Raw genomic sequence first — 16,966 nt, 5'->3', positions numbered from 1 at the left:
TCTAGTCATATAGGCGATGATGAAAAGAGGATCAAAGAGGAGGATCGTTTTTTGTGAGCAAGGCGGGAAAAAAAGCCCCGGTAAGCGATGCACTCCCGGGGCAAGAAGGGTTACTGTTGCGCGAGCTGATTACGGCGATACTCTCCCTGACGCTCCAGCATCCAGCCAGGATATTCCCGCGGCAGCGCGCTGACCGCATCCAGCTGTTTAAGCTCGTCTTCGCTGAGAAGGATCCCGGTGGCAGCAATGTTGTCGTCCAGCTGTTCAACGCGTTTCGCGCCAATGATGACGCTGGTCACCGCTTTCTGATGCAGCAGCCACGCCAGCGCGATTTGCGCGACGGAGACGCCCTTGTTTTCGGCGATAGTGCGCATCACGTCCACGCAGTCGAAGGCGCGCTCTTTATTCACCGGCGGGAAGTCAAACTCCAGACGACGACCACCGGCTTCGCTCTGCCCGTCGCGGCCATATTTTCCGCTCAGCAGGCCGCCCGCCAGCGGGCTCCAGACCATCAGCCCGACGCCTTCGCTCTGCATCATTGGCACCAGCTCACGCTCAAGATCGCGTCCGGCGATGGTGTAATACGCCTGGAGTGATGCGAAACGCGCCAGCCCGAGACGCTCGGAAATGCCCAGCGCTTTGGCAATCTGCCACGCCGCCCAGTTCGAGACGCCGATATAGCGCACGTGGCCGTGCTGCACCAGGTTATCCAGCGCATACAGCGTCTCCTCAATCGGCGTGGCCGGGTCGAAACCGTGAAGCTGATAGAGATCGATATGATCGAGCTGCAGGCGGCGCAGGCTCTCCTTCACGCTGCTGATGATGTGATACCGCGAGCTGCCGCGCGAGTTCACCCCGGCGGTACCCGTTTCGCCGAACACCTTGGTGGCAACCACCACGTTCTCGCGCGGGACGTTGAGGTTTTTCAGCGCCTGCCCGAGGATCGTCTCCGAGCGCCCTTCCGAATAGACGTCAGCGGTATCGATGAAGTTAATGCCCGCATCCAGCGCGCGGCCCACCAGCTGCTCGGCTTCGTTTTGCTTAAGCTGGCCAATCTTGCCCCACATGCCGTCTTCACCACCGAAGGTCATGGTGCCGAGGCACAGTTCAGAAACAAACAGTCCGGTGTTGCCAAGTTTTTGATAACGCATAAGATAATCCTCGCATGTCGTTTAAGGGGTACCCGATAGTTATACCCGCCCCTCAGCGATCGCGAATGTGGCGTTCCTGTCCGATTCTTGCCCAATCCTCTGAATATTTATCCGCGCGGGGCGTCGCCAAAGACGCTGTAGTCCGGTAATTGCACCTGCTGATACGGCTCCCAGCCGCCGCCGAGCGCCTTGTAGAGCGCCACCAGATCGAGCGCGCTCTGCACCTGCGCCTGCGCGCGCTGCTGCTGGGCCTGCGCCAGCTGTCGCTGGGCGTCCAGCACGTCGATAAAGCTGGCGATCCCCTGGCGGTAGCTGTCGCTTGCCAGGTCAAACGCGTTTTGCAGCGCATCGATCGTTTTCGCCAGCCCCGCTTCACGCTGCTGGTCGGTGCGATAGCTCACCAGCGCATTTTCGACATCGCCAAGCGCGGTGAGCACCGTCTGACGATAGTCCAGCACCGCCGCCCCCTGCTGCGCGCGCGCCACCTTCACGCTGGAAACCAGTCGACCGCCCTGGAAGATGGGAATGGAGACCTGCGGGCCAAAGCTGTAGAAGTGGCTGCTCCAGTCGGTCAGCCAGTTGGTTTCGCTGTTGCGCAGGCCAAACTGCCCGGAGAGGGTAAAGCTCGGGAACAGCTGCGCCACCGAGACGCCGATTTGCGCCGTGGCGGCATGAAGGTTCGCCTCCGCTTCGCGCACGTCCGGACGGCGTCGCGCCAGCGTCGACGGAATGCCCGTTTGCACAATATCCGGCAGCGCAGGCATCGGCTGCACGCTTTGCAGTTCCGCATCCAGCGCCCCCGGCGGTTTGCCGAGCAGGATCGCCAGGCCGTTCATCGCCTGCCGCTCCTGCGCCTGATATTGCGGAAGCTGTGCTTCAAGGTTGCCTAACTGCGCCCGGGCGTTTTCCACATCCATTTGCGGCGACAGCCCGCCGCGCTGGCGGCTCTCGGTCAGATCCAGCGTCTGCTGCGCGCTTTTAATCTGGGTGTTCAGCGTGGCGATAATGCTCTGCGCCCCGCGCAGCTGGAGCCACGCGCGCGCCACTTCGGCTTCCAGCGACACCAGCGCGTCGTTACGCTGCTCGATAGCCGCTTTCTGCTGCGCTTCGGCGGCTTCCACCTGACGGCGCACCTTGCCCCACAGGTCGATTTCCCACCGGGCGTCGAAGCTGCCCTGGTAGAGGTTGATCGGCTGCGTCAGCGACCCCAGCGCGCCTTTCAGAGCGGGATCGATGCTATCCACCTGGTCGTAAACGCCGTGAGATTTTAGCTCTCCTTCCAGCCCAAGCTGCTGGCGCGTCGCCTGCAGATTGCCGTTCACCGACGGATAAAACGCCCCGCCCGCCTGGTTAATCTGTTCACGCGCTCCCGCGATGCGCAGCACCGTTTGCTGCAGCGTCAGGTTCCCGACGATGGCGCGTTCAACCAGGCTGTCGAGCTGCGGCGAGCCGAAGGTCTTCCACCAGCGCGGGTTGGTCGCGGCGGAGGTCGTTTGCGATTTTACCGAGCCGTCGCCTTTATCGTTCCAGTGCGTGACGGAAGGTGGCGCGGGCTGCTGGTAGTCCGGCCCGACGGCGCAGCCTGCCAGCAGCATCATTATCATCAGGGGGTGTAAACGTCTGTGTATCATCAATGTGCTCCAGCACTCCCCTCGCTCTTAACCGGCGAGAGCAACAAACAAAACGGAATCAGTAACAAGGCCACCGCGCTCAGAATGGTGAAGACGTCGATGTAGGCCAGGAAGCGCGACTGCTCAATCATCGTCTGGTACATACGCCCGGTGGCGATGCCGGTGGGATCGCCCACCTGGGTGGTGAAGTTCTGGATCGCCTGCGCGCTTTCGCGTATCGCCTGCTGAAACTGCTCGTTAAACGGCGAGGCGTGGTACGCAAGGTGCGCGCTGTGCGCCTGCGAGCGCTCGGTAATCGCCGCCGTCGACAGCGAGATCCCGACCGAGCCCGCCACGTTGCGGAACATGGTGAACAGCGCCGCCGCATCGGCGTTCAGCCGCCTTGGTATCGAGATAAAGGCAATGGTAGTCAGCGGCACAAACAGGAACCCCAGCCCCAGCGACTGGGCGCTGCGGAACAACACCAGGGTTTCGAAGTCGATATCCGGGGTCAGCGTGCGCGACCAGAAGAACGACACCGCCAGGCAGGTAAAGCCAAAGGCGATAATCCAGCGCGTTTGCACCACCGGCATCAGCTTCAGCACCAGCGGAATCGTCAGCACAATCAGCACCGCTCCGGGCGACAGCACCAGCCCGGACCAGGTGGCGGTATAGCCCAGGTCCTGCTGCGCCAGCTGCGGGATCACCACCGAACTGCCGTACAAAATCATCGCCATCCCCGCCATCAGCAGGCTGGAGATGGCAAAGTTGCGGTCCTTCATGCAGTGCAGATCCACCACCGGTTTTCTGGCATACATCAGCCAGTAAATCGCACCAATGATGCCGATCAGCGTTAATACCGCGAAAGTGCGGGTAAAGTTCGAGTTAAACCAGTCTTCGTCTTCTCCCCGGTCGAGCATCACCTGCAGACAGCCCAGCCCCAGGGCGATCAGGCCGATCCCCGTCCAGTCGATGGTCAGCTTCTCTTTAGACTTGCTCTCCCACGGCGGATCTTCCAGCAGCTGGTAGATCGCCAGCACAGTAACAATCCCCACCGGAATGTTGATAAAGAACACCCAGCGCCAGGAGTAGTTGTCGGTGATCCAGCCCCCCAGCGTCGGACCGAGGACCGGCGCAACGATAATCGCGATGGACGAGAGCCCAAAGGCTTTGCCCCTGTCTTCGGGCTTGAAGTAGTCGAGCAGCACCGACTGCTGCGTGGGCTGCAGCCCGCCGCCAAAGAAGCCCTGCATCACGCGGAACAGGATGATCTGCCACAGCTCGGTGGCGATCCCGCACAGGAATGAGCAGACGGTGAACATGACGATGCAGATCAGGAAGAACTGCTTGCGGCCAAACACCCGGCTCAGAAACGCCGAGATGGGCAGCACGATGCCGTTCGCGACCAGATAGCTGGTTAACACCCATGTGGATTCGTCATAGCTGGACGAGAGCGAACCCGCCACGTGGGGCAGCGCCACGTTGACGATGGTGGTGTCCAGAATTTCCATAAACACCGCCAGGGTGACGACAATCGCCACCGCCCACGGGTTGCTGGCTGGCTTCCAGCTGTCGTGGCTGTGGTCCGTCATTCCACCGTCACCTTCGGCGCAACCGAGAGCCCCAGCGGCAGCGGTTTGTTCGGATCGAGCCCCTTATCAATCACGATTTTCACCGGCACGCGCTGCACAATTTTGACGAAGTTACCGGTGGCATTTTCTGCCGGGAAGGCCGAGAAGCGCGAGCCGCTGCCCTGCTGGATGCTGTCAACGTGGCCCTCGAGCGCCATATCCGGCCACGCGTCGACGGACACGGTGACCTTATCGCCGGGCTTCATGCGCTCAAGCTGCGACTCTTTGAAGTTCGCCACCACCCACACGTTCGGCGAAACCAGGGAGAACAGCGCCGTTCCCGCCTGCACCAGCGTGCCGGGCTGTACGTTGCGTTTGGTGACAAACCCGTCGAACGGGGCGCGGACTTCGGTGTAAGAGAGGTTCAGATTGGCCGTTTCCAGCTGCGCTTTCGCCTGATCGACCTGACGCTCGCGCGCTTCAACGTTGGTTTCCTGCTGGCGGATTTGCAGCTGTACCTGCTCTGCCACCTCCAGCTGCGCCTGGGCGCTGGCCAGCCCCGCCTGCGCGCTGCGCAGCTGAGCGTTCGCGGAATCAATACTTTGCTGGGTGGTTGCCCGCGGGTCGACGCCGCGCTGGCGACGGTACTCCGCCTGCGCGTTCGCCAGATCGGCCTGCGCTTTCAGCACCTGCGCTTTGGCTTCGTCACGCTGGGCGGGATACTGCACTTTTGAGAGCGCCAGCTGTGCCTGAGCCTGATGCAGCTGCGCGATAGCCAGCCCAAGCTGGGCCTGGGCCTGATCGCGCTGCGCGGTGGTATCACGCGGATCGATGACCACCAGCAGATCGCCCTTTTTCACGCGCTGGTTATCACGCACGCGCAGCTCGGTGACGTAGCCCGCCGTTTTGGGGGCAATCGTCACCACGTCGCCGTCGGTAAAGGCGTCGTCGGTCGTCTCTTCGTTACGGGTTAAAAACCACCAGACCAGCGCCACGACGACCATCACCACCACGACAATGCCGAGGATAATTAACGGTTTTTTGCCCGGGCGCTTACGCGCATTATTGTTTTTGTCCTGCTCGTCAGCAGGCGGGTTTTGATCTTCAGCCATAGGTCAGCAACGGTCCTGTCAGTGAGCGGCATCACACTATGCCGTTCACTAAAGCTAGGACGTTGCTATACGTTTGCCAGGAAAAACTGACAAATTGCGCACTATATGAGAAGGAATAGTCCGAAACCGATCGCCGCGGCCCAAACCAGCATCGGAATCGACCAGACGTGGAAACGCCACCAGATACGACGGTCGTTGGCCATACGCAGGGCAATCAGGTTGGCCAGCGAGCCGGGCAACAGCCCAAACCCGCCGATATTCACCGCCCAGGCCAGGAGCGTATCCGGCGGAACGTAGTTGAGCAGCAAAATGGTGGAAGGCACGTTGCTGATAAACTGCGACAGCCCAATCGCCGTTAGCCACAATCCCGGCTGAGACAGCGTGCTGACGCTGTGCAGAACGTTTTGCAGCACCGGAAGCTGGATAAGGAGATGCACATCAATAAACATCGCCATAAAGACCAGCAGCAGCGTCCAGTCCACGCTCACCAGCACGCGCCGCGCCAGAACGACAAACCCTGCGGCAACGAGCAGGACGCCCGCCAGCTCATATTTCAGCTCCAGCGCGAACAGAAAGACGATGTATAACCCGAGGCAGCTCCACACCAGACGCGGCTGCCACTGCGGGCCCGTGGTGCCGCTGTGGTACTGCAGTTTTTTATCCGGAAACGCAAACCAGCAGACCGCCAGCAGCGACAGCATCATCACCAGCGCCAGCGGGGCCATCTGCCAGGTAAAGGCGGCAAACGACAGGCCGGAACGGCCCCAGAGCAGGATATTTTGCGGGTTGCCGATAGGCGTCAACAGAGAACCGGCGTTAACGGCGAGCGCTTCAAAGATAATGAGCCGGCTGACCGGAATTTCACAGAGCTTACGCAGCGTGAGCGTGAGCGGCACGATGATAAACAGCGCCACATCGTTGGTCAGAAACGTCGACAGCACCGCGGCGGAGAACACCATAAACAGGGACAGCCTGCGTTCGGTGGCAAACCGGCGCACCATTTTACGTCCCAGAACGTCAAAATAGCCGCTCAGCTCGACCCCTTTGGTGAGCATCATCAGGCCGCTCAGGGTAATGATGGTGCGCCAGTCAATCGCGGCGGGCCAGGCATGTGGGGCAAACGGCACAAAGAGGCTTAACGCTGCGCCAATGAGTAATAACAGATGGAAAAAACGATCGCGTGCCAGGGCCTGCAGTCCAGGGATTTTCATTCAGCGGAGGGACCATATTTAAGCGTAAATTCACGAAATTTCACCAGCGTCTCTTCGCTAACGTGGTGTTCCATTCCTTCCGCATCCCGGCGGGCGATCTCCGGGCTGACGCCCAGCACCAGTAAAAAATTCTCGACAAGCTGATGGCGCTCGCGGCTCTCCTGCGCGAGTTTCTCCCCCTCCGGCGTCAGAAAAACACCGCGCCAGGGGATCATTTCAATTAAGCCCACGGAGGCCAGGCGTTTTAACATTTTAGCGACAGTTGGCTGTGAAACCCCCAGCCTGGCGGCCATATCGACCTGGCGCGCTTCACCAACCTCACGGATCAGATCGGAAATGAGTTCAACATAATCATCAATCAGTTCACGCCGGTGCGCTTCACGGACCTGGCGAAAACCTTCGACATGTTCTTCAACATTCACCAGTTGCGTCGTTTTCCTCATTGTCGGATGACCTGCGCGACGGTTCATTGTACTTCCTCAGTGGGGTGACGCTTCCAGCGCCCGGTTTCGAGAGCGCACATTGTAAACCATAGCTCCGCAAGCACAAAAAATTAACGAAATAGCCATAGCTATACAATATAGCCTGTGCTATATCTGTATGTAATGCAGTCACCCTTCACGGATCGAAGGGATCAAAACTCAGGAGGTCTTATGAACGAATTCAAGAGGTGCATGACCGTGTTTACCCACTCTCCTTTTAAAGTGCGCTTAATGCTGTTGAACATGCTGTGCGATATGTTTAACAACAAACCGCATCAGGACGACAAATCTTCCCACTAAGCGGCGTTGCGGTACGCCGCTTCATTTTCCCGTCACAATCTCGCTCTAAACTGGCTTCCAGCCGCCTTATTCCCGATCTTTTTTACGGATTTGCAATCCCCTTCGCAAAACATCTGCTTAGCAACTGTTGATATTATTTAGCGCTCGCACTATCTTCTTGCAGCCCTGCACAATTTGCGGCTCGCTGAAGCGGACCCTCATTCCCTCTCCACGCACTGTCAGGCAGGTTATGACCCTTGACGCCAGGGTGAGCACATGGCGTTTTCATCCATGATAGTGACCTATGAATGTAACCCTGATAGATACCGTTGTGACCCGCAGCCGGGCCTTAAGCCCGTGGACGGGTTTTTACTTTTTGCAGTCATTACTGATTAACTTTGCGCTGGGTTATCCCTTTAGTCTGCTTTACGCGGTGGCGTTCACCTGCGTTCTGCATTTGCTGTGGCGATCCGCACCGCGCGTGCAAAAAGCGTTAATCGGCATCTGTTCGCTGGTTGCTGCACTCTATTTCCCGTTTGGTCAGGCTTACGGCGCGCCAAACTTTAATACCCTGCTGGCGCTGCACTCGACCAATATGGAAGAGTCAACGGAGATCCTGACGATCTTCCCGTGGTACAGCTACGTGGTCGGGATCTTTATCTTCGCGCTGGGCGTTATCGCCATCCGCCGTCAGTCGGGCGAGAAAAAATCCTGGGGTAAGATCGAAATACTCTGTCTGGTGTTCAGCATTGCCGTGGCCTTTGTCGCTCCCATCCAGAATATTCCCTGGGACGGTAAACTAAGGCTCAGCAATATCGGTTATCCGGTTTTCCGCTTCGTGAAAGACGTCGTTGTAAACAATAAAGAGGTTCTCGACGAACAGGCGCGCATGGCTGAGCTTTCCAATATGAAAGACACCTGGAACGTGCTGGCCGTTAAGCCGAAATATCACACCTATGTGGTGGTGATTGGCGAAAGCGCGCGTCGCGATGCGATGGGAGCGTTTGGCGGTCACTGGGATAACACACCGTTTGCCAGCTCAGTCAAAGGCACGCTGTTTACCGATTATGTCGCGGCCAGCGGCTCGACGCAGAAATCGCTCGGCCTGACCCTTAACCGGGTGGTGGATGGCAAACCGCAGTATCAGGATAATTTCGTCACCCTGGCAAACCGTGCGGGTTTTCAGACGTGGTGGTTCTCTAATCAGGGGCAAATTGGCGAATACGATACGGCCATCGCCAGTATCGCCAAACGCGCTGACGAAGTGCAGTTCCTGAAAAATGGCGACTTCGAAGCCGACAAAAACACCAAAGACGAAGCGCTGTTGAAAATGACGGCACAGGTCTTCGCCACCCCGCGCACCCAGCCTCAGCTGATCGTCCTGCACCTGATGGGGTCGCACCCGCAGGCCTGCGATCGGACCGGTGGGAAGTACGCGGAGTTTGTGCAGTCCAAAGAGACGTCCTGCTATCTCTACACCATGACGCAAACCGACGACCTGCTGAGCAAGCTGTACGATCAGCTACGCAATACGGGCGACAGCTTCTCCATGGTCTATTTCTCGGATCACGGGCTGGCGTTTAAAGAGCGTGGTAAAGAGGTGCAGTACCTGGCGCACGATGACAAGTTCCAGCAGAACTTCCAGGTGCCGTTTATGGTGCTGTCGAGTGACGATAAAACGCATCGCGTTATTAAAGCGCGTCGTTCGGCAAATGATTTCCTGCAGTTCTTCTCGCAGTGGACCGGGATTAAGGCCGAGCAGATAAAAAATGCTTACCCGTTTGTCTCTAACAAGAAAGCTTCCCCAGTGTACGTTACCAACTTCAAGTTACAGAAAGTTGACTACAACCATCTGGGTACGGATATTTTTGATATTAAGAATAAGTAATTGCCGTCTCGTGCGGACCGATGCCCTCACCCTGGCCCTCTCCCACGGGGAGAGGGAACAAACACTAAAAACGGCAACCTAAGGTTGCCGTTTTGCTTTTCACTTCGACAAAAAAAATCCGCCACATTGGGCGGATTTTTTATTTAATCACCGAAGTGATTAGAAGCGGTAACCTACGCCAGCGATCCAGGTGCCAACGTCAACGTTGCGGATACGGCTCTGCTCATAGGAGAAGTCCAGAGCAACGTCCTGGATTGGGTTGAACTGCAGGCCTGCGCCATAGGAGAAGCCATAGTCGCTGTTGCTTGCAGTGCGGTTCAGACCCTGGTTTTCGGTCTGCTGGAATTTACCGTAGCCAACACCTACAACACCGTAGATGCTCGCCCAGTCATTCAGACGGTAAGCCGGGCCCGCGGTGATACCGTAGTACTGGCCTTTGTTGTATGCGCCGTTTTCAGAACGATCTTTCTCGGTGTAGGTGAAAGAACCGATCACGCCCAGTGGGTTGTTATCCTGCTCGTAACGATACTTCAGGTTGAAACCGTTAGCTTTGTTCATCACGCCCTGATAGTCGCTCTGAGCGTAACCACCAGTAACAGTAGAAGTAGCAGCTACAGCGGTACCTGCGGAAACAGCCAGTACAGCGGCCAGTGCTGAAAGACATGCAATTTTTTTCATAACCACCTCAAATGTGATCCAAGTAAGTCCGTAAGTTTTAAATATATCAAAAAAATTTGCGAAACTCTTTGTGATTCGTGATGTCTAATGAAACCTTTCCTGTAACAGAACGTTTCCAGCGTCAGCTATCTCTTTCAAATCACATGCAATTTTCACTACTAAATGCGCATAGTGCGCGTCTGCGCAGTTACATTCATCCAGATTATTCCTAATCTGACAGGCGATAAATCCACCAGCGCTTAACCATTTTACGGATTTGACGTGGTTTTTTTTCAACAGCGCCTCAACCGTAGCCGCATATTTCCTTTACACTGCAACTTTTACCTCATTTGACATAAGCTGACAGGAGAAAGGATGCCTGGGTTATCCCGCACGTCGTCGGTCTGGTTGCCGGTCGCAGTCATACTCATTGCCATGTTGTCCATTCAAAGCGGTGCTTCGCTTGCAAAATCGCTTTTTCCGCTGGTCGGTGCGCCTGGGGTAACAGCCCTGCGTATCGTGCTGGGCACGGCGATACTGGTGGTTATTTTCAAACCCTGGCGTCTGCGATTCAAAAAGGAGCAGCGTTTACCGCTGCTGTTTTATGGACTCTCCCTGGGGGCAATGAACTACCTGTTCTACCTCTCTATTCAGACGATACCGCTGGGGATCGCCGTAGCGCTGGAGTTTACCGGCCCGCTGGCGGTGGCGCTTTTCTCCTCGCGACGTCCGGTCGATTTCATCTGGGTCGTGTTAGCCGTACTGGGGTTATGGTTCCTGCTGCCGCTGGGCAAGAGTGTTTCTGAGATTGATCTGACGGGCGCAGCGCTGGCGCTGGGTGCAGGCGCCTGCTGGGCCGTCTATATACTTACTGGCCAGCGTGCAGGAGAAGAGCACGGTCCGGCGACCGTCGCGTTGGGGTCACTGATCGCTGCTATCGTCTTTGTACCCATCGGCATGGCGCAGGCGACCGAATCTATCTGGCAATGGTCCGTCATGCCCATCGGGCTGGCGGTCGCGATCCTCTCTACCGCACTTCCCTATTCTCTGGAGATGATTGCCCTGACGCGTCTGCCGACGCGCATATTTGGCACCCTGATGAGCATGGAACCTGCGCTAGCCGCCATTTCCGGGATGGTGTTTCTCGGCGAAACCCTGACATTGACCCAGACGCTGGCGCTCTGCTCGATTATCGCGGCATCAATGGGCTCGACGCTCACCATGCGCCCTGAACCTAAAGTGGAGAAAGTGGATATCCGCTAAGCCCATATATTCTGCATGGCTTCCACGCCATGCAGAATAAAGGCCAGAAAGACTGTCGTTATAATTTTTTACACACTTCACCCTATTTTCAAAATATCCCTCTGGGTTTACATTCCCAGCCAGTAATTAAGATTGATCTGTATCAATTTTAAAATTGCAGATTAATTTCAATGAGTTAAATTCTCAACCTCCTTCTCGCTATTAAACCGATAGGCATAGCCAAACCGCAGGGAAAAAATCCGGTGCTATACTTAGTTCCGTAATTACCTGGGACATAAACATCAAGAGGATATGAGATTATGAGTACCGCTAAACTGGTGAAAACGAAAGCGTCTAATCTGCTTTATACCCGTAACGATGTATCGGACAGCGACAAAAAAGCAACCATTGAGTTGCTGAATCGCCAGGTGATCCAGTTCATCGATCTTTCGCTGATCACCAAACAGGCCCACTGGAATATGCGCGGTGCAAACTTTATTGCCGTTCATGAAATGCTGGATGGCTTCCGCACAGCACTGGTGACCCACCTCGATACGATGGCTGAACGTGCCGTTCAGCTAGGCGGCGTGGCGCTGGGTACCACGCAGGTGATCAACAGCAAAACGCCACTGAAGAGTTATCCGCTGGATATCCATACCGTTCAGGATCACCTGAAAGAGCTGGCGGACCGCTACGCGATTGTGGCAAACGATGTACGCAAAGCGATTGGCGAAGCCAAAGACGAAGATACCGCTGACATTTTCACCGCCGCGTCCCGCGACCTGGATCAATTCCTCTGGTTTATCGAATCTAACATCGAATAATTCATACGAATTTTCTATCAAACCCTCGCCCTCCGGTGAGGGTTTTGCACATCTATGGTGCACAGTTTTTGTCTGCACACCTGCAAAAGTGAACGAAATGTAATAATCACCTCACACAACCGTTAACGGAAGATTGTTTTTTCGTCATAATTTACGCTAAATATCTCCCCGTCAGTTGAGCCAAACGAAGCGCACCAAAACAGTGCTCCACTTTGGTGCAATAAAACCTCATTGCCCCATTTAATGTGCAATGTATGACATCATCCCCTTTGCAAAACAATAGCTTGTAAAGTTGGCACGATTTTTTCATTGTGCCACCTGTTCTCGCAGGGGATCGCCCCGTGGATATAAAAGGAAATGCTATGAAGTCTGTATTAAAAGTTTCACTGGCTGCACTTACCCTGGCTTTTGCGGTGTCTTCTCAGGCTGCCGACAAACTGGTTGTGGCGACCGACACGGCGTTCGTTCCGTTTGAATTCAAACAGGGTGATAAATACGTTGGTTTTGATGTGGATCTGTGGGCCGCAGTCGCAAAAGAACTCAAACTGGATTACACCCTGAAGCCGATGGACTTCAGCGGCATCATCCCGGCACTGCAAACCAAGAACGTTGATCTGGCGCTGGCGGGCATCACCATTACCGATGAACGTAAAAAAGCGATCGACTTCTCTGACGGCTACTACAAAAGCGGCCTGCTGGTGATGGTCAAAGCCGATAATAACGACGTAAAAAGCGTGAAAGATCTCGACGGCAAAGTGGTGGCAGTGAAGAGCGGCACCGGTTCGGTTGATTACGCGAAAGCAAATATCAAAACCAAAGACCTGCGTCAGTTCCCGAACATCGACAACGCGTACATGGAACTCGGCACCAACCGTGCTGACGCGGTTCTGCACGACACGCCGAACATCCTGTACTTCATCAAAACAGCCGGTAACGGTAAGTTCAAAGCGGTTGGCGAGTCTCTGGAAGCCCAGCAGTACGGTATCGCGTTCCCGAAAGGCAGCGACGACCTGCGCACGAAAGTTAACGGCGCGCTGAAAACGCTGAAAGAGAACGGCACCTATAACGAAATCTACAAAAAATGGTTCGGTACCGAGCCTAAATAATAAGATGTAACAATGACGTTCACTCGGGGGCGACCTTTCGCCCCTGCTATTTTTGAAACACGGTAACAGTAACAGGAAATTATCATGCAGTTTGACTGGAGCGCCATCTGGCCTGCCATTCCTATCTTGCTTGAAGGCGCTAAAATGACCCTGTGGATTTCGGTCCTGGGTCTGGTTGGTGGGTTGATTATCGGTCTTGTCGCCGGTTTCGCTCGCACCTACGGCGGCTGGATTGCAAACCACATCGCACTGGTTTTCATCGAAGTGATCCGCGGCACCCCAATTGTCGTACAGGTCATGTTCATCTACTTCGCCCTGCCAATGGCGTTCACCGACCTGCGCATCGATCCGTTCAGCGCAGCCGTCGTCACCATTATGATCAACTCAGGCGCTTACATTGCGGAAATCACCCGCGGTGCGGTGCTGTCGATTCATAAAGGTTTCAGTGAAGCTGGTCTGGCGCTAGGTCTTTCTCGTCGCGAAACGATCCGCCACGTTATTCTGCCGCTGGCGCTGCGTCGCATGCTGCCACCGCTCGGTAACCAGTGGATCATCAGCATTAAAGATACGTCGCTGTTCATTGTTATCGGCGTGGCCGAGCTGACCCGTCAGGGTCAGGAGATCATTGCTGGCAACTTCCGCGCGCTGGAAATCTGGAGTGCGGTAGCCGTTGTCTACCTGATCATTACTCTGGTTCTGAGCTTCGTTCTGCGTCGTCTTGAAAGAAGGATGAAAATCCTGTGATTGAATTTAAAAACGTTTCCAAGCACTTTGGCCCAACCCAGGTGCTGCACAATATTGATCTGAACATTAAACAGGGTGAAGTGGTGGTGATTATTGGGCCATCCGGCTCCGGTAAATCCACCCTGCTGCGCTGCATCAACAAGCTGGAAGAGATCACCAGCGGCGACCTTATCGTCGACGGTCTGAAGGTGAACGACCCGAAAGTGGATGACCGTCTGATTCGTCAGGAAGCGGGCATGGTGTTCCAGCAGTTCTACCTGTTCCCGCACCTGACGGCGCTGGAGAACGTGATGTTTGGCCCCCTGCGCGTGCGCGGCGCCAACAAAGCGGCGGCAGAAGCGCTGGCCAAAGATCTGCTGGCGAAAGTCGGCCTGGCTGAACGCGCGCACCACTACCCTTCTGAGCTGTCCGGTGGTCAACAGCAGCGCGTGGCGATTGCCCGCGCGCTGGCGGTCAAACCGAAAATGATGCTGTTTGATGAGCCTACGTCCGCACTCGACCCCGAGCTGCGCCACGAGGTGCTGAAGGTCATGCAGGATCTGGCAGAAGAAGGGATGACGATGGTGATCGTGACCCACGAAATCGGCTTCGCTGAAAAAGTGGCGTCCCGCCTGATCTTTATTGATAAAGGCCGTATCGCGGAAGACGGTAACCCGCAGGAATTAATTGCGAACCCGCCGAGCCCGCGTCTGCAGGAGTTCCTGCAGCACGTCTCCTGATCCATCGCTTTACGCTAAAGCCGGGCTTGCCCGGCTTTTTTACGCCAGATTGTTCCCAAAAATCCCCCTCCGCGTCCCGACTTCTATACTTATCATTTTGTTCGACATTTTCACCGGAGGACGCCGTGCCGTGGATCCTGTTGCTGTTGATTAGCCTGTTTAGTGCGCCATCGTTCGCCGTCGCGATCCCCGGCGTGACCACCGGAACAACCGCCAGCCAGCAAAATACGCCGCCACCGGAACCCGATGTCGAACAGAAAAAAGCCGCCTACAGCGCCCTCGCCGACGTCCTTGAGAACGACACCTCCCGGCAGGAACTTATTGGTCAGCTGCGGAAAGTGGCCGCCACGCCGCCGCAGGAGCCGGTGCCTGTCATCACCCCTCCCCAGGTGGAGGAACAAAAAACGGTGCTGGAAAATGTCACCGACGTGAGCCGGCACTATGGGGAAGCGCTCTCCTCGCGCTTTGCTCAGCTCTACCGCAACCTGATTGGCTCACCGCATAAGCCGTTTAACCCACAAACGTTTACCGCCGCCGCCACGCAGTTCCTGATGCTGGCCGGTGCAGTATTTCTTTTTTACTGGCTGGTGCGCCTGTGCGCGTGGCCGCTCTACCGCAAAATGGGGCAATGGGGACGCAGAAAGAATCAGCAGAAAAGCAGCTGGCTGCACCTGCCGTTGATGATAGCCTCAGCGTTTATCATCGATTTACTGCTGCTTGCGTTGACGCTGTTTTTAGGTCAGATGTTGGCCGACAGGCTGAACGCGGACAACAAAACCATCGCCTTCCAGCAGTCGCTTTTCCTGAATGCCTTTGCCCTGATTGAGTTCTTCAAAGCGCTGCTGCGGTTACTTTTTTGTCCGCACGTGCCTGAACTGCGTCCTTTCGCCATCCGGGATGCGAGCGCGAAGTACTGGGCGCTGCGTCTGAGCGTGCTCAGCGGGCTGATTGGCTACGGTCTGCTGGTTGCCGTGCCGATCATCTCCAACCAGGTGAACGTCCAGTTCGGGGCGCTGGCAAACGTCATTATCATGATCTGCATTACCGTCTGGTCGCTGTATCTGATCTTCCACAATAAAAAAACCATTACCCAAAGCCTGCTGAATCTGGCCGATCGCTCCCTTTCGTTCTTTAGCCTGTTTATCCGCGCTTTCGCCCTGGTGTGGCACTGGCTGGCAAGCGCCTACTTCATCGTACTGTGCTTCTTCTCGCTGTTCGACCCGGGCAATAGCCTGAAATTCATGATGGGGGCGACGTTCAAAAGCCTGGCCATTATCGGTATCGCGGCGTTTGTGTCGGGGCTGCTGTCGCGCTGGATCTCGAAAACCATCACCCTGTCGCCGCAGGTACAGCGTAATTACCCGGAACTGCAAAAACGGGTGAACGGCTGGATGTCGGTATCGCTCAAGGTGGCGCGCATTCTGACCGTCTGCGTGGCGATTATGCTGCTTCTGAATGCGTGGAGCCTGTTTGATTTCTGGAACTGGCTGCATAACGGCGCAGGCGAAAAGACCGTCGATATTTTAATTCGTATCGCCCTGATCCTGTTCTTCTCCGCGGTCGGCTGGACGCTGCTGGCGAGCCTCATCGAGAACCGTCTGGTGTCCGATATTCACGGCCGTCCCCTGCCCAGCGCGCGGGCAAGAACGCTGTTAACCCTGTTCCGTAACGCGCTGGCGGTCATTATCAGCACCATCACCATCATGATTGTGCTGTCGGAAATCGGCGTAAATATCGCCCCGCTGCTGGCGGGGGCCGGTGCGCTGGGGCTGGCGATCTCCTTCGGTTCGCAAACGCTGGTGAAGGATATTATTACCGGCATCTTTATCCAGTTTGAGAACGGGATGAACACGGGGGATCTGGTCACGATTGGGCCGTTAACCGGCACCGTGGAGAGGATGTCCATCCGCTCGGTGGGCGTGCGCCAGGACACCGGGGCGTACCACATCATTCCCTGGTCTTCGATCACCACCTTCGCCAACTTTGTGCGCGGCATTGGTTCAGTTGTAGCGAACTACGATGTGGATCGTCACGAGGATGCCGATAAAGCGAAGCAGGCGCTGCGCGATGCGGTAGAAGAGCTGATGCAGATGGAGGATATTCGCGGGCTGGTGATTGGCGAGCCGTCATTCGCCGGCATCGTCGGGCTGACGAACACGGCGTTTACCCTGCGCGTGTCGTTCACCACCCAGCCGCTGAAGCAGTGGACGGTGCGCTTTGCGCTCGACAGCATGGTGAAAAAACACTTCGATCTGGCGAACGTGCGGATGCCGGTCCAGACCTATCAGGTACTGCCGCCGCCCGCATCGCCGCTCCCTCCGCAGGAGCCGACGCTGTAGCCCGGTTGCCGGGTGGCGGCTTCGCCTTACC

15 protein-coding genes are annotated in these 16,966 nt (G+C 56.2%); 8 read left to right on the top strand and 7 right to left on the bottom strand.

Features of this window, described 5'->3' with window-relative positions:
• Positions 1-110: 110 nt before the first annotated feature.
• From AC0TOY_RS22580 to mntR, 6 genes are all read right to left on the bottom strand, one after another.
• The gene (locus AC0TOY_RS22580) at positions 111-1,151 is read right to left on the bottom strand and encodes an aldo/keto reductase (RefSeq protein ID WP_473722591.1); all 1,041 of its coding nucleotides are present in this window, start codon (positions 1,149-1,151) and stop codon (positions 111-113) included.
• Between the two features lie 107 nt (positions 1,152-1,258).
• On the bottom strand, positions 1,259-2,782 hold the full coding sequence (locus tag AC0TOY_RS22575; protein ID WP_473722590.1) for an efflux transporter outer membrane subunit: 1,524 nt from the start codon (positions 2,780-2,782) through the stop codon (positions 1,259-1,261).
• Positions 2,782-4,353 carry a DHA2 family efflux MFS transporter permease subunit gene (locus AC0TOY_RS22570; RefSeq protein WP_032649392.1) on the bottom strand — a complete coding sequence of 524 codons (1,572 nt, stop codon included), beginning with the start codon at positions 4,351-4,353 and terminating at the stop codon, positions 2,782-2,784. Before AC0TOY_RS22570 ends, AC0TOY_RS22575 begins: the two co-directional genes overlap by 1 nt.
• Entirely contained in the window at positions 4,350-5,444 is a 1,095-nt protein-coding gene (locus AC0TOY_RS22565; RefSeq protein WP_061715704.1) for an HlyD family secretion protein, read from the bottom strand. The genes AC0TOY_RS22570 and AC0TOY_RS22565 overlap by 4 nt, the downstream gene beginning before the upstream one ends.
• A 101-nt stretch (positions 5,445-5,545) precedes the next feature.
• On the bottom strand, positions 5,546-6,655 hold the full coding sequence (locus AC0TOY_RS22560; protein ID WP_024908707.1) for an anion transporter: 1,110 nt from the start codon (positions 6,653-6,655) through the stop codon (positions 5,546-5,548).
• Positions 6,652-7,125, bottom strand: a complete 474-nt coding sequence (mntR, locus tag AC0TOY_RS22555; protein WP_023310887.1) for a manganese-binding transcriptional regulator MntR — start codon at positions 7,123-7,125, stop codon at positions 6,652-6,654. Before mntR ends, AC0TOY_RS22560 begins: the two co-directional genes overlap by 4 nt.
• 183 nt (positions 7,126-7,308) lie before the next feature.
• Here mntR and mntS point away from each other — a divergent pair, with 183 nt between their 5' ends.
• Both mntS and AC0TOY_RS22545 read left to right on the top strand, forming a co-directional pair.
• Positions 7,309-7,437 (top strand): manganase accumulation protein MntS, encoded by a 129-nt coding sequence (gene mntS, locus AC0TOY_RS22550; protein WP_032645368.1) that lies wholly within the window; start codon positions 7,309-7,311, stop codon positions 7,435-7,437.
• 283 nt (positions 7,438-7,720) lie between these two features.
• Positions 7,721-9,304 (top strand): phosphoethanolamine transferase, encoded by a 1,584-nt coding sequence (locus AC0TOY_RS22545; protein WP_024908708.1) that lies wholly within the window; start codon positions 7,721-7,723, stop codon positions 9,302-9,304.
• 159 nt (positions 9,305-9,463) lie between these two features.
• Here the strand turns inward: AC0TOY_RS22545 and ompX are convergent, their stop codons facing one another.
• Entirely contained in the window at positions 9,464-9,982 is a 519-nt protein-coding gene (ompX, locus tag AC0TOY_RS22540; protein WP_024908709.1) for an outer membrane protein OmpX, read from the bottom strand.
• Positions 9,983-10,336: 354 nt separating this feature from the next.
• Between ompX and rhtA the strand changes: the two genes are divergently transcribed.
• The 6 genes from rhtA to ybiO all read left to right on the top strand — a co-directional run bounded on the left by rhtA (position 10,337) and on the right by ybiO (position 16,935).
• Positions 10,337-11,224, top strand: coding sequence for a threonine/homoserine exporter RhtA (gene rhtA / locus AC0TOY_RS22535; RefSeq protein ID WP_024908710.1), 888 nt, complete (start codon positions 10,337-10,339; stop codon positions 11,222-11,224).
• A 299-nt stretch (positions 11,225-11,523) separates the two neighbouring features.
• Entirely contained in the window at positions 11,524-12,027 is a 504-nt protein-coding gene (gene dps, locus AC0TOY_RS22530) for a DNA starvation/stationary phase protection protein Dps (RefSeq protein ID WP_010428924.1), read from the top strand.
• A gap of 362 nt (positions 12,028-12,389) precedes the next feature.
• The gene (gene glnH / locus AC0TOY_RS22525) at positions 12,390-13,133 is read left to right on the top strand and encodes a glutamine ABC transporter substrate-binding protein GlnH (RefSeq protein ID WP_023310880.1); all 744 of its coding nucleotides are present in this window, start codon (positions 12,390-12,392) and stop codon (positions 13,131-13,133) included.
• A gap of 84 nt (positions 13,134-13,217) precedes the next feature.
• The gene (glnP, locus tag AC0TOY_RS22520) at positions 13,218-13,877 is read left to right on the top strand and encodes a glutamine ABC transporter permease GlnP (protein WP_014169254.1); all 660 of its coding nucleotides are present in this window, start codon (positions 13,218-13,220) and stop codon (positions 13,875-13,877) included.
• Positions 13,874-14,596, top strand: a complete 723-nt coding sequence (gene glnQ / locus AC0TOY_RS22515; protein WP_048991512.1) for a glutamine ABC transporter ATP-binding protein GlnQ — start codon at positions 13,874-13,876, stop codon at positions 14,594-14,596. Before glnP ends, glnQ begins: the two co-directional genes overlap by 4 nt.
• 125 nt (positions 14,597-14,721) lie before the next feature.
• On the top strand, positions 14,722-16,935 hold the full coding sequence (gene ybiO / locus AC0TOY_RS22510; RefSeq protein WP_473722589.1) for a mechanosensitive channel protein: 2,214 nt from the start codon (positions 14,722-14,724) through the stop codon (positions 16,933-16,935).
• Positions 16,936-16,966 lie beyond the last annotated feature (31 nt).

This window comes from Enterobacter sp. PL_is379, from assembly GCF_055817355.1.
The sequence above is the reverse complement of the archived record's forward strand: the minus strand, read 5'-3'. Positions and strand labels throughout refer to the sequence as shown.

Bases quoted from the DNA above. Each gene is read 5' to 3' on its own strand.
- mntR (WP_023310887.1), bottom strand. From the start codon at position 7,125: ATGAACCGTCGCGCAGGTCATCCGACAATGAGGAAAACGACGCAACTG.
- glnP (WP_014169254.1), top strand. From the start codon at position 13,218: ATGCAGTTTGACTGGAGCGCCATCTGGCCTGCCATTCCTATCTTGCTT.
- mntS (WP_032645368.1), top strand. From the start codon at position 7,309: ATGAACGAATTCAAGAGGTGCATGACCGTGTTTACCCACTCTCCTTTT.
- ompX (WP_024908709.1), bottom strand. From the start codon at position 9,982: ATGAAAAAAATTGCATGTCTTTCAGCACTGGCCGCTGTACTGGCTGTT.
- AC0TOY_RS22545 (WP_024908708.1), top strand. From the start codon at position 7,721: ATGAATGTAACCCTGATAGATACCGTTGTGACCCGCAGCCGGGCCTTA.
- glnH (WP_023310880.1), top strand. From the start codon at position 12,390: ATGAAGTCTGTATTAAAAGTTTCACTGGCTGCACTTACCCTGGCTTTT.
- AC0TOY_RS22560 (WP_024908707.1), bottom strand. From the start codon at position 6,655: ATGAAAATCCCTGGACTGCAGGCCCTGGCACGCGATCGTTTTTTCCAT.
- AC0TOY_RS22580 (WP_473722591.1), bottom strand. From the start codon at position 1,151: ATGCGTTATCAAAAACTTGGCAACACCGGACTGTTTGTTTCTGAACTG.
- AC0TOY_RS22575 (WP_473722590.1), bottom strand. From the start codon at position 2,782: ATGATACACAGACGTTTACACCCCCTGATGATAATGATGCTGCTGGCA.
- dps (WP_010428924.1), top strand. From the start codon at position 11,524: ATGAGTACCGCTAAACTGGTGAAAACGAAAGCGTCTAATCTGCTTTAT.
- AC0TOY_RS22570 (WP_032649392.1), bottom strand. From the start codon at position 4,353: ATGACGGACCACAGCCACGACAGCTGGAAGCCAGCCAGCAACCCGTGG.
- rhtA (WP_024908710.1), top strand. From the start codon at position 10,337: ATGCCTGGGTTATCCCGCACGTCGTCGGTCTGGTTGCCGGTCGCAGTC.
- AC0TOY_RS22565 (WP_061715704.1), bottom strand. From the start codon at position 5,444: ATGGCTGAAGATCAAAACCCGCCTGCTGACGAGCAGGACAAAAACAAT.